This window comes from Amycolatopsis iheyensis (assembly GCF_024703995.1).
GTDB classification, from domain to species: Bacteria; Actinomycetota; Actinomycetes; order Mycobacteriales; family Pseudonocardiaceae; genus Amycolatopsis; species Amycolatopsis iheyensis.
The window spans coordinates 156,135-169,096 of sequence record NZ_JAMXQV010000014.1 but is presented as its reverse complement, the minus strand read 5'-3'; the positions used below and the strand labels follow the sequence as shown (position 1 = coordinate 169,096).

The following is a 12,962-nucleotide window of genomic DNA, read 5'->3' as shown; positions in this document are numbered from 1 at the left end:
CATCAGCCGGCAGTCATTCAGTTGGCACAGTCATTCAGTTAGCACAGTCCTGGTTGACGCTCGCGAGGCTCGTCCCGACGACCGAGGTCCCGTCGAGCCGGAAGTGGTATGCGGCGACGTCGCTCACCGGGGCGACCACGCCACCGGGCTCTTCCTTGGCCGCGGGATAGGCCTCGAGCACCTGGTCCTTGGTGGCTCCGGCACCGATGCCTTCGGCGGTCTGGGGCGCGACGTCCGGGTTGATGACGATGAGCCCGGCCGCCTTCGAGATGACGACGCTCGCCGAAGCGGGCAGCCCGCCGGCCTGCGCCTCGTAGGTGGTGCAGTTGGCCACCGTCTGCGCGTTGGTGAGCGTGACGGCCTGCGCGGTCAAGTCCGCCTCGGACATGCCGAGCTTGAGCTTGCCGAAGCCGTCCGGCCGCAGCAGCGCGGTGTCGGTTCCGGGGAGTTTCGTCCCGGAAACGGGTGGCGGCGCGTCCGGAGCCGTCTGCGCTGGGGTGCCCGGGGTCGAGGACACCTGGATGTCGTGAGTGCTCGTCGGCCCGGGCGTCGACGGCTGCGGCTGCCGGCCGGGCGTGAGGTTCTCCGGGGGTTTGACGCTGATCTCGCCACCGTCGGCGGTCATCACCGCGGTGCCGTCTTCGGTGTGGAGGCGAAGCATGGTCAGCCCACCGGAGACGGCCACCACGGCCACCGCGACACCGGCCACGACCTGCACGGTGCGGCGACGGCGCCGACGCCGTCGCGCACCGGCGACGATGCCCGGCGCGGCGTTCGCCGGCGGGGGCAAGTCGAGCCGCTCATCGGCGAAGAGCGCGCGCAGCCGCTGCTCCAGCTCCTCCTCGGAGATGTTCAACGCGCGTCACTCCCTTCACCTTCGACGTCGGCGGCCTTGAGCTTCATCCGCAGCGACGAGATCGCCTTGCTGGCCTGGCTCTTGACGGTGCCCTGCGTGACGCCCAGCGCGCCCGCGATCTCCGCTTCGGACAGACCCTCGTAGTAACGCAGCACCATCACGGCGCGTTGCCTCGGCGGCAGCGTCCGTAACGCGCGCCACAGCGGCTCGTGCTCGAAGGGATCGGCCGGCACGTGCGGGCTGGTGTCCGGCAGGTCGGCCACCAGGTTCTCGCGGCGCGTGCGGCGCCAGCGGCTGACGTGCGCGTTCGCCATCGAACGGCGGACGTAGGCCAGCGGGTCGCCGGTCTTCTCGTGCACGTACGTCCAGCGCGAGCCCATCTTCTCCAGCACGGTCTGGACCAGGTCCGCGGCGTCGTGCGGGTTGCCGGTGAGTGCGTGGCCGTACCGCAGCAAGCCCGGCAGGGTGGCCTGCACGAAGTCGCCGAAGTCGCCGAACTCACCCGGCACCGTCGCGGCCCTCCCGCGGCCCGCGCTGGTCATCCAGGTGTCTCCCCCGGTGAAGACGGGTGCCGCAGCGGTCACCGTATCGCCTCCCATCGGGGTCGGACAGTCGCTTTCTCCCCCAACACGCATCACAGCCCCCTCAGGTTGCCCGCGTTGCCGCCCGAATCCGGGCGGGTCGATCTGCCCACGTCAGCGGTGCGCGAGCGAGGACGGCAGCCGGAAGCCGCCGCCGTCCACCTCGCCGAATTCGTGCACGCCGACGACCGCGGCGTGCGGCAGCGGCCCGTACACGTGCGGGAACCAGACCCCGGCCGGGTGCGGCGGCTCGCCGTCCTCCCAGCGGACCGGGACACCCAGCTTCGCCGGGTCGATCTCGAGCAGCACCAGGTCGGTGCGGCCCCGGTAGAGCGCGTTGGCCGGCAGGTGTGCCGTGCCGAAGTCGGAGCAGTGGATGAACCCGACGTCCTCCAGCGACGACGGCCGGTACTCGCCGCCTTCGCCCACTTCGGCCCAGTCGGCCGCCCCGCAGATGTGGAGTATCACGCGAGAATGGTCCCACCACGCCGAAGCGACGGCGGTGTCTCGTGCACCACATACTCTGCCATTGGTTGCCAATCCGGCCACAGTCACGGCCGGATGACTTTTGTGGAAATGGCACGTACCGCTCGAGGGGCCGGCCTACTTTTGGCCGGATTGGCAACGTCTGGTTGAACGCTCAGCGAGTAGGTGCGGAGCACCGATCCGGACCGGGAGTCCGGTGCTTCCTGACGACGCTCAGCGCAGGGTGAGCTGACGGCCGATGAGGCCGTCGCGAGCCCGGCGCTCGGCGGCGTTCAGCGGCTCGGCGTCGAGCGACTTGAACGCCGTGTCGAGCCGGACGCCGAGGGCGTCCTTGGCGTCGGCCCATTCGCGGGCGTGGGCCTCCGGGTCGAGGTCCCAGACCGGGACGAGCAGGCCGTGCGCGCGGAACGAGCCCGCGTAGCGCGAGCCCTCGCCGAGGCCGAGCTCGCCGGCCGCGGACAGCCGGGCCAGGGCCTGGAGCAGCAGGTTCTCCGGCTCCGGGCGGACCCAGCGCAGGTGCGCCTTCTCGCCGGCGAGGACCCAGTAGGCACCCGAGCCGAGCCGCTCGGTGGGCATGATGGCGGCGTTCGCGCGCTCGAGGGAGACCGCGACGTCACCGGTGGCGTCGGCGTCCTCGGGCAGCCACCAGGCGAAGTCCTTGTGCAGCGTGACGTCGAGCTCGGCGCCCGGGGTCAGCAGGTCCTGGAGGCGGGCGTGCTCGTCGGCCTCGGGCGGGGTGGTGGTGTCCGGCACGCCGAGGACGTCGCCCTCCTTGGCGTCCAGCAGCCACTTCAGCGAGCGGCCGAGGTCGCGGCTGATGTCGGAGGAGCGGGTCTGCACCTGCAGGCCGAGGTAGCGCTCGCCGTCGGAGCGGACGAACGCGGCGGCAGCCATCGGCAGCACGGTGCCGAGGGTGACGTCGCCGCCGTCGGCGAGGGTCAGCTTGGCCGTCGCGGACGGCACGAACTCGCGCAGCGCGATCAGCTCGGGTTCGGCCGCCAGCCCCTCGAACGGCTGGCCGACGAAGACGTCGCGCACCTTCGGCTTGCGGTCCGACGCCTGCTTGGGACCCTTCTTGCGCGCGCCCTTGCCCACTGCTGCCTCCTCTGGCTCGGCTTCGAACGCTATCGAAGGGTTAGTCTCGCGACGTGTTCGACCCCCGCGATCCCTCGTTCCTCGAAGACCCGTACCCGGCGTTCGCCGCGCTCCGCGCCGAGGGCGACGTCCATCTCCATGAGGGGCTCGGCCTCGCCGTGGCCGTTTCGCACGCCGCGTCTTCGGCCGTGTTGCGCCACCGCGGGCTGGGCCGGATCTGGCAGGACGCCCAGCCGCTGGAGCGGTTCGCCTCGTTCAACCTGCTGCACCGCAACTCGCTGCTGGAGAACGAGCCGCCGGCCCACACCCGGCTGCGCCGGCTCATCGCGGGCGCGTTCGGCCGCGGCCACGTGCAGCGGCTGCGCCCGATGGTCGCGACGCTCGCCGCCGGCATGGTCGACGACCTGGCGGCCGCGATCGCCGCCGACGGCAGCGCCGACCTGCTGGCCCACCTCGCCCAGCCGCTGCCGGTCGCGGTGATCGCCGAACTGCTGGGCGTGCCGGGGACCGACGGGCCGCGGATGGTCCAGCTGTCCAACGCGATCGTGAAGATGTACGAGTACGGCCTCTCCGAGGAGGGTCGCGACACCGCCGAGGAGGCGGCGGCCGAGTTCGTCTCGTACGTCCGCTCGGTGGCCGCGGCCCGCGCGTCGGCTCCCGGGTCTCCGGGCGACGACATCATCAGCGACCTGCTGCGCAGCGAGCTGACCCCGGACGAGCTGGTGGCGACGGCCGTGCTGCTGCTGATGGCCGGCCACGAGGCAACGGTGAACGTGCTCGGCAACGGGATCACGGCGCTCCTCACGCACCGGGACCAGTGGGAACGTCTCCTGGCGACTCCTTCCTTGCTGGATTCGTGCGTCGAAGAGCTGATCCGCTTCGACGCGCCGCTGCAGTTGTTCGAGCGGACGGCCACCGAGGACGTCACGATCGCCGGCTACGTCGTTTCCCGTGGCCAGAAGATCGGCGCGCTGCTGGGCGCCGCGGCCCGCGATCCGAAGGTGTTCGACGAACCGGACCGGCTCGACATCGGCCGGACGCCGAACGCGCACCTCGGCTTCGGGCTGGGGATCCACTACTGCGTGGGTGCTCCTCTCGCGCGGGTGGAGATCGCCGCGGCGCTGAGCGCGTTGACGGCGAAGCTGCCGGGGTTGAAGCTGGCGGAGACCCCGCGGCGCCGGCCGGAGTTCGTGATCCGGGGCCTGCGGGAGCTGCGGGTCACGGCCTGACCCCCGTCACGCCGGCGAAGAGGTCGGTCTCCGGTCCGGCTTGGGCCGGGTGGGCCAGGTGGTAGTCCTCGTAGGGCCAGACCTGGCGTTCGATCTCGCGTGAGTGGGCGAAGAACGGGTGGGCCGGGTCGACCTGGGTGGTGTGAGCCAGGAGGGCTCGGTCACGGGTGGCGAAGTGCGCCTCGCAGCGGATCCGGGTGGTGACGGCCAGGGCGTCTTCGGCCGGGAGTTCCTCGAGGACATCGCCCATCGCGGACTCGAGGCCGGCGGCCACGGTCGCGTCGTGGAGGGCTTGGAACCACGCGCGGCTCAGGGTTGCCTGGTAGTAGAGCTTCTGCGGTTGCCAGGGCTCGCCGGCGCCGGGGTAGCGCGCCGGGTCGGCGGCCGCGGCGAAGGCTTCGACGGTCACCTCGTGCGTGCGGATGTGGTCGGGGTGCGGGTAGCCGCCGGTTTCGTCGTAGGTGATGACGACGTGGGGACGGAAGTCGCGGATCAACGCGACCAGCGGGGCGGTGGCCTCTTCGAGCGGGGTCGCCGCGAAGCAGCCTTCGGGTAATGGCTCGCCTTCGCCGGGCAGCCCGGAGTCGGTGAAGCCGAGGAAGCACTGGCGGACACCGAGGATTCCGGCCGCGGCGGCCATTTCGCGACGGCGGATCGCCGGGAGGTCGGCGCGGGTTTCGGCGGTGTCGACGGCCGGGTTGAGGATGTCGCCGCGTTCGCCGCCGGTGCAGGTGGCGATCAGGACGTCGACGCCTTCGGCCGCGTAGCGGGCGAGAGTGGCCGCGCCCTTGCTGGACTCGTCGTCGGGGTGGGCGTGGACGGTGAGGAGGCGGAGGGTCATCGGTGGCTCCTTTTCGGACGGTGGGATCGGCGGGGTCGGGCTGGCAAGTCGGCGAGGTCGCCGGGGAACCAGCGGGCGATCGGAGAGTCTCTGGGTCGAGCGCCACAACCCGGCGGCGAGCCCGGGCTCCACGCGGGAGCCGGGACGGCGATGGCGGGTGGGGTGACAGGGCCGGCGGGAGTGCGCGGTCGGGCTGGGCAAGTCGGCGAGATTGTCGGGTGAGCGGGGTTGTCGGAGCGGGGCAACCAGTGGGCTGCGGGGGGTGTCGTGGTTCCGGCGGCGGGCTTTCCTCCGCGCGTAGGCGTGTGCGGAGGGCGGCCGTTGTCCGATGCGGGGTGAGCGGGGCGCTAAGCGGTGCTCCTTCGGGGAAAGAGCGCCGCGGGCAGGAGAGTCAGAGCGGAAAGGCCCAGTGCCCACGTGAACGTTGTGCCGAAGGCCACCGGCGCCGCTGCCGAAGTGAGTTCCTTGTGGAGGATCGCCGCCAGCAGGGCGGTGCCCAGGGAGCCGCCGATGCGGTTGAGCACGTTGACCGCGCTTGCCGCGTGGGGGATGCGCGAACGCTCCAAGGAGCTGTACAGCGTGGTCATTCCCGGGACCGTCGAAGCGCCCAGGCCCGCGCCGCGGACCAGCAACGACAGCGTCAACCACACTCCGTTCGGCGCCGAGCCGAGCTGGGTGAACGCGAGTGTGCCCAGCAGGGACGAGGCGATGCCGGTCAGCATCATCGTGCGGGGGCCGAACCGGGACAACAGGCGGCCACCGGTCAAGAGGACCGCCGCCGAGCCGGCCGCCTGCGGGGCCAGCAGCAGGCCCGCTTGCCACGCGCTCGCGTGGGTGACCTGCTCGTAGTACAGCGGAAGCAGCAGCATCGAGCTGTACAGCGACGCGCCCAGCAAGAACGTGCTCACGCTCGCCACCGTGAAACCCTTATCCCGGAACAACTTCAGGTCCAGCACCGCATGCGGCACCCGGGTCGCGTGGATGCCGTACGCCACCAGCAGGACCGCTCCGGCGAGCCACGCCACAACGACCCCCTCGGCCAAGCCGTACACGAACGCGCCCAGGCCCGGCGAAAGCAGGAGGATGCCGCGGACGTCGAGCGGGGCGCGGGCTCCGGAAGGTGACGGGGCCGGCAGGAGCCGGCGCGCGAAGGCGAACGTGGCCACGCCCAGCGGGACGATGCCGAAGAACATCCAGCGCCAGCCGAAGTCCGCCACCAGCACGCCGCCGAGCAGCGGGCCCAGCACCGGGGCCACCGTGGCCGGGAGCGTGATCACGCCGATCATGCGCCCCAGCGCCGGGCCCGCCGCCTGCGCGAACACCGCCTGCCCGACCGGCTGCATCAGCCCGCCGCCCAGGCCGTGCAGCACCCGGAACGCGATCAACGCCGGCGCCGACCAGGCGAACCCGCACAGCAGCGTGCCCGCCGTGAAGATCGCCACCGCCGCCAGCCAGACCGCGCGGCCACCGAAGCGGTCCACCAGCCAGCCCGACAACGGGATCGCCACCGACGCCGCCAGCAGGTACGCGCTGGCCACCCACTGCACCGTCGGCAGCGGACTGCCGAGGTCTCGGGCGATCGAGTCGATCCCGACCGTCACGATCGTCGCGTCCAGGATCGACAGCACCGCGCCCATGATCAGCACGCCGCCGAGCCGCCACAGCGCCGCATCGGGTCGAACCGCCGTTGTCATGCTCACCCCCAGTTGGTTAGGTCGAACCTCAGATTAGGTCCGACCCACTCACTGGGTCAAGCACAAACTTGGGTCCGACCCAGTAGGGTGACGCGCATGAGTGAGGGACTCCGGACCCAGAAGAAGCACGAGACCAGGAGGAACATCTCCGACGTCGCGACGAAGCTGTTCATCCGCGAGGGCTTCGAGGACGTCACCATCGCGGACATCGCCGCCGCGGCGCGGGTCGCCAAGATGACCGTGACGAACCACTTCCCGCGCAAGGAAGACCTGGTCTTCGACATCCGGGACGACTTCGCGGCCTGGCCGGCGAAGCTGATCCACGACAGCGTCTTCCACGACACCCGCGAGCTCTACTTCGAAGCCCTCGGCGCCGAGCACGCGCTGGTCGGCTTCTCGGGCCCCGGTTTCGCGCGCATGATCAAGGAGAGCCCGGTCCTGACGAACGCCCTGCACGAGATGCACCGCGAGCGCGAGAACTCCCTGACGCACCTGCTGATCCGGCGCCACCCCGAGCAGCAGCTGCAGCAGGTGCTGGCCGCCGCGCACCTCGCGACGGTGCTGCGGGTGCTCTTCCAGGAGGTCTTCGACCGGACCGCCGAGAACGAGAAGGGTATCGCCGACGCCGTCTGGCCCCTCGCGGAACAGGCCTTCGACCAGCTCGAACCGGTCTTCGGGGAGTTCTAGCGGGCGGCGCCGGAAGGCCGCGCGGTGCGCAGCTCGGGCTCCGGCGCACCGGCCACCTTGAGCACGCGCATCGAGCGCACGGCCCGCGCGTCCGACGGCGCCAGCAACGCCGAGAACCGCCGCACGACCAGGGCGGTCACCACCGCCAGGAACGCCGCCGAGAGGTCGGTGACCGCGACCAGGACGACGCTGTCGGCCATCGACTGCACGTCATCGCGGAAGCGCCAGACGATCGTCACGCCCAGCAGCACCCAATTCAGCAGCCAGGCGCCCCACCACACGAGCACCTGGCGGGACGGCTTCGGCCGGACGTCGCGCGGGCGGCCCAGCACCGCGTGCTCGAGCTCCCCGACGATCGACAACGCCATGGGCAGGTTCGCGATCGGCACGAGCACGCCGACCAGCACCTGCCACACCGGCCGCGGCGGGGCGTCGCCCGAAGCGTCCGAGGCCGCTTGGCGCGCGACCAGCAGCCACCAGATCGACAGGCCGGCGGGCAGCAGCGCGAGGATCGACGCCAGCAGGCCCGCGGACAGCACGAAGCCGTCGGAGAAGGCGACGACCGCGCGGTTCAACGCGGCCTCGCGCCCCTGGATGAGCAGCACGTACCGCCAGATCTCCGCGCCGGCCGCGACCACGGAGAGGACAGCGAACGCGAACAGGATGCCGATGAGGCTGCGGCTGAGCACCGGCACGCGGTCGATCGGGCGGACCTCGTCCGAGGCCGTGCCGGGCACCGACGTCGGCCGGCGCCAGACCAGGTTCGGGAAGCCCCAGCGCGGCGGCACCGGGTACGACGGCGGCCCGGAGTACCGCTCGGGCACGACGACCCGGCGGCGCGGCCACGCGCCCGGCGGCGGAGTCGCCACCCAGCGCAGCCGCGGGCGGTGCGCGGGACGGCGGTGGTACGGGTACGGCTCCTGCTGGGCAGCCAGCGTCCGGCCCTGCAGCTGCTGCGCGGAGGGCGGCGGGCTCTGGCGCGGCCAGTACCCAGGCGGCGGAGGCGGACCCGGGTGCAAGGCTAGATCACTTCGGGTTCGATGCCGGGGTGCTCGCTCACCATCGGCCGGCCTTCGCGCTGCCAGGAACCCATGCCGCCGGCGACGTTCACCGCGTCCCAGCCGCTCTGGTTGAGCCACGCGGCCGCGCGGGCGGACCGGCCGCCGCTGCGGCAGATCACGTGGATCGGCTGGTCGTCGGGCAGGTCGGTCAGCTCGCCGACGCGGGCGGGCAGCTCCCCCATCGGGATGTGCACCGCGCCGGGCGCGTGCCCGGCGGCCCACTCGTCGTCTTCACGGACGTCGAGCAGCACGAGGCCGTCCTTGGGCAGGTCGCGGACCTCGGCGGTCGGCAGTTCAGCAGGGCTCACCACGTTCTCCATGCTGCCATGCGGGGGCGTTGCCCGCGCGTGAGGTGGACGGACGGCCGTGCGGAACGGGGCATCACCCGTGATCCGGGAGGCATCACGCGTGATTGGGGGGTCGACACGCGTGATTGGGGGGTCGACACGCGTGATTGGGGGGTCGACACGCGTGATTGGGGGGTCGACACGGCGGGGCCTTCCGCGGAATGCGGGAGGCCCCGGCCGGTCAGTGCGTGACGGCTTTCTCGGCGCCCGCGCCGGTCAGCGCGCGCACCTCCATCTCCGCGTACTTCTTCGCGTTGCGCTCCTTCGACAGGATCGTGCCGAGCCAGCCGAGCAGGAACGCGGCCGGGATCGAGACCAGGCCCGGGTTGTCGAGCGGGAACCAGTGGAAGTCGACGCCCTGGATCATCGACGTGCTCTTGCCCGTCTTCGGGTCGACCGGCTTGCCCGACACCGCCGGCGAGAACACGATCAGCACGATCGTCACGACCAGGCCGCCGTAGATCGACCACAGCGCGCCCTGGGTGTTGAACCGCTTCCAGAACAGCGAATACAGGATCGTCGGCAGGTTCGCCGACGCCGCCACGGCGAACGCCAGTGCCACCAGGAACGCGACGTTCTGGCTCTTCGCCAGGATGCCGCCCGCGATGGCCAGCGCGCCGATCACCAGGGCCGTGATCCGCGCGACGCGGACCTCACCACCCGTGGAGACCTGGCCCTTCTTGAGCACGTTCGCGTAGACGTCGTGCGCGAACGACGCCGACGCCGTGATCGTCAGGCCGGCGACCACCGCGAGGATCGTCGCGAACGCCACCGCGGAGATGAACCCGAGCAGCACCGGGCCACCCAGCTCCAACGCGAGCAGCGGGGCCGCCGAGTTCGTCGTGCCCGGGGCCTTGGCGATCTTGTCCGGGCCGACGATCGCGCCCGCGCCGTAGCCCAGCACCAGCGTGAACAGGTAGAACACGCCGATCAGGACGATGGCCCAGACCACCGAGCGACGCGCGTCGCGCGCGGTCGGCACCGTGTAGAAGCGCATCAGGACGTGCGGCAGGCCCGCCGTGCCCAGCACCAGCGCGATGCCCAGCGACAGGAAGTCGAGCTTGGTCGTGCCCGTCTTGCCGTACTGCTTGCCCGGGTCGAGCAGCGCCGCGCCGCTCTTTCCGCCCTTGTCGACGGCGGCCTGGAACAGGTCGGACAGGTTGAAGCCGTACTTGCCGAGCACCCACAGCGTCATCGCGAACGCGCCGACGATCAGCAGCGCGGCCTTGATGATCTGCACCCAGGTGGTGCCCTTCATACCGCCGATCAGCACGTACACGATCATGATCACGCCGACGACGGCGATCACCAGGTCCTGGCCCGCCTCGCCGGAAATGCCGAGCAGCAGGTTGACCAGCCCGCCGGCGCCCGCCATCTGCGCCAGCAGGTAGAAGAACGAAACGGCCAGCGTGGAAATCGCCGCCGCCGCGCGCACCGGCGTCTGCTTCATGCGGAACGCGAGGACGTCGCCCATCGTGAACTTGCCGGTGTTGCGCAGCAGTTCCGCGACCAGCAGCAACGCGACCAGCCACGCCACCAGGAAGCCGATCGAATAAAGGAAACCGTCGTAACCGTTGATGGCGATCGCGCCGGCGATGCCGAGGAACGACGCCGCCGAAAGGTAGTCACCCGAGATGGCGATGCCGTTCTGCGGGCCGGTGAACGCGCGGCCGGCGGCGTAGTAGTCCGACGCCGTCTTCGTGTTGCGGCTGGCGCGGAACACGATGACCAGCGTGATCGCGACGAAGACCAGGAAGATGATGATGTTGAGGGTGGAGTTGCTGCCTTCCACGCCCGCGGCGAGGTTCATCGGCCGGGCTTCCCTTCGATTTCGGCGCGGATCTCGTCCGCGACCGGGTCGAGCTTCCGGTTGGCGTAGCGGACGTACAGGCCCGTGATGACGAACGTCGAAACGAACTGCAGCAGGCCGAAGACCAGGCCGACGGTGATGTTGCCGAACAGCTTCGTGCTCATGAACCCGTGCGCGTAGTCGGCCAGGATCACGTAGAGCAGATACCAGACGAGGAACAACGCGGTCATCGGGAACACGAAAGTGCGCAACCGGCGGCGCAGGTCCGTGAATTCGGGACTTGCCTGGACCCTCTCCCAGTCGGTCTGCGGCTCCGCGCCACCGATGTCGTGTTCGGTGCTGCTCACGGCGGATCTCCACCTTCCCGTTTTTCGTGCTGGTAGAAACCAACGGAACGTATGGGTGGACCGTGTAGTTCGTAATCCCTCGATCGGGTATTACTTTCTTACTGACTGTCAGCGCATTACTTGCGGTGCCGACCCCGACCGGCAATTCGCGTCTTTTCTTCGGCTTGTCCGAATCGCGCCACTGCTCTGTCTCGCATGAAGCCGAGCGGATCGGGCGCGTGCAGCCGCAGCATGATGTCGTGCACGTGGTCCGGGCGGCCGTAGCCGGTGACGCGGCTGACCAGGTACGTCGTCACGAACGCGGCCGGCACGGTGATCAGCGCCGGCTGGTTGACGAACCACGGCGCCCAGCCGCCGGTGTAGCCGCTCACGACGTTGATCACCAGCGCGGCCAGCACCAGGCCGCCGCCGACGAACATCCCGGCCAGCGCACCCGGCCAGGACAGCTTCCGCCACCAGATACCCAGGACCAGCAACGGGCTGAACGTCGACGCGGCGAGCGCGAACGTCAGCCCGATCGACAGCGAGATGTCTTCGGACCGCAGCAGGAGCGCCAGCGCGATGGGGAACAGCGCGACGAGCACGGTGGCGACGCGGAAGTCGCGCACCCGGCCCGGCAGCAGGTCGGTCGACACCACCCCGGCGACGCTCACCAGCAGCCCCGACGTGCTCGACAGGAACGCGGCGAACGCGCCGGCCGCGGTGACCGCGCCCAGGATCTGGCCGCCGACGCCCGGCAGGATCGCCGAGGGCAGCCGCAGGATCGCCGCGTCCGTCTTGCCGGTGACCAGCAGCTCCGGGACGTACATCCGGGACAGCGCGCCGAGCAGCGTCGGGAACAGGTAGAACAGCCCGAGCAGCAGCAGGACGTGCACGGTGGTGCGGCGCGCCGCCTTGCCGTCGGGGTTGGTGTAGAAGCGGACCAGCACGTGCGGCAGGCCCATCGTGCCCAGGAACGTCGCGAACATCAGCGAGTACGTCTGGAGCAGGTCGGTGAGGCTGCCCGACGCCGGGTGCAGCCAGTTCGCGTTGTCCGCCACCGAGTCGGTGACCACCGGGACCGGTGTGCCGGCCAGGAACTTCAGCGTGGTGCCCTCGGAAACCGAGTGCGGGGCGAGCGGCGTCCAGTGCGTCGGCCCGGCGGCGGGACCGTTGTCGGTGCGGCCGTAGGCGTACAAGAAGGTGTCCGAAGTGACGTGCAGCGTGACGTCGGTCTGCACGTCCACGGTGGTGTCGCTGGTGAAGACCGGCGGCGCGGGCGCGCCGAGCGGGCGGAAGCCGTCGGGGCCGCCGCCGGCGAAGAAGACCATGCACAGCACGAACGCGGGCACCGCGATCGCGAACAGCTTGAGCCAGTACTGGAACGCCTGGACGACGGTGATCGCGCGCATGCCGCCGGCGATCACGTTGAACGCCACCACGACCATCACCGCGACCGCGCCGGCCCACACCGGCACCGGCAGGATCGTCGCCAGCGTCAGGCCGGCGCCCTGCAGCTGCGGGACCATGTAGAGGATCCCGATGAACACGACGAACGCCGTCGAGAACCGGCGAAGGCCCTGCGAGCCGAGGCGCATCTCGACGAAGTCGGGCAGCGTGTACGCGCCGGAACGCCGTAGCGGCGCCGCGACGAAGAGCATCAGCGCGAGGTAGCCCGCGGTGAAGCCGATCGGGAACCACAGCGCGTCGGCGCCGTCCTTGAGGACGATCCCGGCGATGCCGAGGAACGACGCCGCGGACAGGTACTCACCGGAGATCGCGGCGGCGTTGCGCCGGGACCGCACGGTGCGCCGCGCGACCAGGAAGTCGTGGGTGCTCGTGGCCGACCGCGACGACCGGTGACCGAGGAAGAAGGTCACCACGGCGACCAGCACGATGCCGGTCAACGCCCACGGGTTCAGCTGCACGGGGGAATCCTCGCACGAGTC

The 12,962-nt window shown here is 70.8% G+C and carries 13 protein-coding genes; 2 read left to right on the top strand and 11 right to left on the bottom strand.

Features of this window, described 5'->3' with window-relative positions; all coding sequences use genetic code 11:
• Positions 1–34: 34 nt before the first annotated feature.
• The 4 genes from M8542_RS26125 to M8542_RS26110 form a co-directional block, all read right to left on the bottom strand.
• Positions 35–856: a hypothetical protein gene (locus tag M8542_RS26125; protein WP_257922875.1), complete on the bottom strand. Its 822-nt coding sequence runs from the start codon at positions 854–856 to the stop codon at positions 35–37.
• Positions 853–1,365 (bottom strand): SigE family RNA polymerase sigma factor, encoded by a 513-nt coding sequence (locus M8542_RS26120; protein ID WP_372508605.1) that lies wholly within the window; start codon positions 1,363–1,365, stop codon positions 853–855. The genes M8542_RS26125 and M8542_RS26120 overlap by 4 nt, the downstream gene beginning before the upstream one ends.
• 186 nt (positions 1,366–1,551) lie before the next feature.
• Positions 1,552–1,905, bottom strand: a complete 354-nt coding sequence (locus tag M8542_RS26115) for a DUF952 domain-containing protein (RefSeq protein ID WP_257922874.1) — start codon at positions 1,903–1,905, stop codon at positions 1,552–1,554.
• Between the two features lie 231 nt (positions 1,906–2,136).
• On the bottom strand, positions 2,137–3,018 hold the full coding sequence (locus M8542_RS26110; RefSeq protein WP_257922873.1) for a DUF5926 family protein: 882 nt from the start codon (positions 3,016–3,018) through the stop codon (positions 2,137–2,139).
• Between the two features lie 53 nt (positions 3,019–3,071).
• Between M8542_RS26110 and M8542_RS26105 the strand changes: the two genes are divergently transcribed.
• Positions 3,072–4,247, top strand: a complete 1,176-nt coding sequence (locus tag M8542_RS26105; protein ID WP_257922872.1) for a cytochrome P450 — start codon at positions 3,072–3,074, stop codon at positions 4,245–4,247.
• On the opposite strand, the gene mca is transcribed toward M8542_RS26105, so the two are convergent.
• Positions 4,237–5,088 (bottom strand): mycothiol conjugate amidase Mca, encoded by an 852-nt coding sequence (gene mca, locus M8542_RS26100; RefSeq protein WP_257922871.1) that lies wholly within the window; start codon positions 5,086–5,088, stop codon positions 4,237–4,239. The two genes, M8542_RS26105 and mca, sit on opposite strands and share 11 nt — an antisense overlap.
• Before the next feature lie 347 nt (positions 5,089–5,435).
• Positions 5,436–6,782 carry a DHA2 family efflux MFS transporter permease subunit gene (locus M8542_RS26095; RefSeq protein ID WP_257922870.1) on the bottom strand — a complete coding sequence of 449 codons (1,347 nt, stop codon included), beginning with the start codon at positions 6,780–6,782 and terminating at the stop codon, positions 5,436–5,438.
• Between the two features lie 96 nt (positions 6,783–6,878).
• Here M8542_RS26095 and M8542_RS26090 point away from each other — a divergent pair, with 96 nt between their 5' ends.
• Entirely contained in the window at positions 6,879–7,469 is a 591-nt protein-coding gene (locus M8542_RS26090; protein WP_257922869.1) for a TetR/AcrR family transcriptional regulator, read from the top strand.
• On the opposite strand, the gene M8542_RS26085 is transcribed toward M8542_RS26090, so the two are convergent.
• The 5 genes from M8542_RS26085 to M8542_RS26065 all read right to left on the bottom strand — a co-directional run bounded on the left by M8542_RS26085 (position 7,466) and on the right by M8542_RS26065 (position 12,941).
• Positions 7,466–8,488, bottom strand: coding sequence for a DUF4328 domain-containing protein (locus M8542_RS26085; protein ID WP_257922868.1), 1,023 nt, complete (start codon positions 8,486–8,488; stop codon positions 7,466–7,468). The genes M8542_RS26090 and M8542_RS26085 overlap by 4 nt on opposite strands.
• A gap of 2 nt (positions 8,489–8,490) precedes the next feature.
• A complete protein-coding gene (locus M8542_RS26080) occupies positions 8,491–8,850 on the bottom strand; it encodes a rhodanese-like domain-containing protein (protein WP_257922867.1) in 360 nt (119 codons plus the stop codon).
• A gap of 208 nt (positions 8,851–9,058) precedes the next feature.
• Positions 9,059–10,687 (bottom strand): monocarboxylic acid transporter, encoded by a 1,629-nt coding sequence (locus M8542_RS26075; protein WP_257922866.1) that lies wholly within the window; start codon positions 10,685–10,687, stop codon positions 9,059–9,061.
• On the bottom strand, positions 10,684–11,034 hold the full coding sequence (locus tag M8542_RS26070; RefSeq protein WP_257922865.1) for a DUF485 domain-containing protein: 351 nt from the start codon (positions 11,032–11,034) through the stop codon (positions 10,684–10,686). Before M8542_RS26070 ends, M8542_RS26075 begins: the two co-directional genes overlap by 4 nt.
• Positions 11,035–11,150: 116 nt before the next feature.
• The gene (locus M8542_RS26065; RefSeq protein WP_257922864.1) at positions 11,151–12,941 is read right to left on the bottom strand and encodes a sodium/solute symporter; all 1,791 of its coding nucleotides are present in this window, start codon (positions 12,939–12,941) and stop codon (positions 11,151–11,153) included.
• Between the last annotated feature and the right edge of the window lie 21 nt (positions 12,942–12,962).

Bases quoted from the DNA above. Each gene is read 5' to 3' on its own strand.
- mca (WP_257922871.1), bottom strand. From the start codon at position 5,088: ATGACCCTCCGCCTCCTCACCGTCCACGCCCACCCCGACGACGAGTCC.
- M8542_RS26095 (WP_257922870.1), bottom strand. From the start codon at position 6,782: ATGACAACGGCGGTTCGACCCGATGCGGCGCTGTGGCGGCTCGGCGGC.
- M8542_RS26090 (WP_257922869.1), top strand. From the start codon at position 6,879: ATGAGTGAGGGACTCCGGACCCAGAAGAAGCACGAGACCAGGAGGAAC.
- M8542_RS26080 (WP_257922867.1), bottom strand. From the start codon at position 8,850: ATGGAGAACGTGGTGAGCCCTGCTGAACTGCCGACCGCCGAGGTCCGC.
- M8542_RS26075 (WP_257922866.1), bottom strand. From the start codon at position 10,687: ATGAACCTCGCCGCGGGCGTGGAAGGCAGCAACTCCACCCTCAACATC.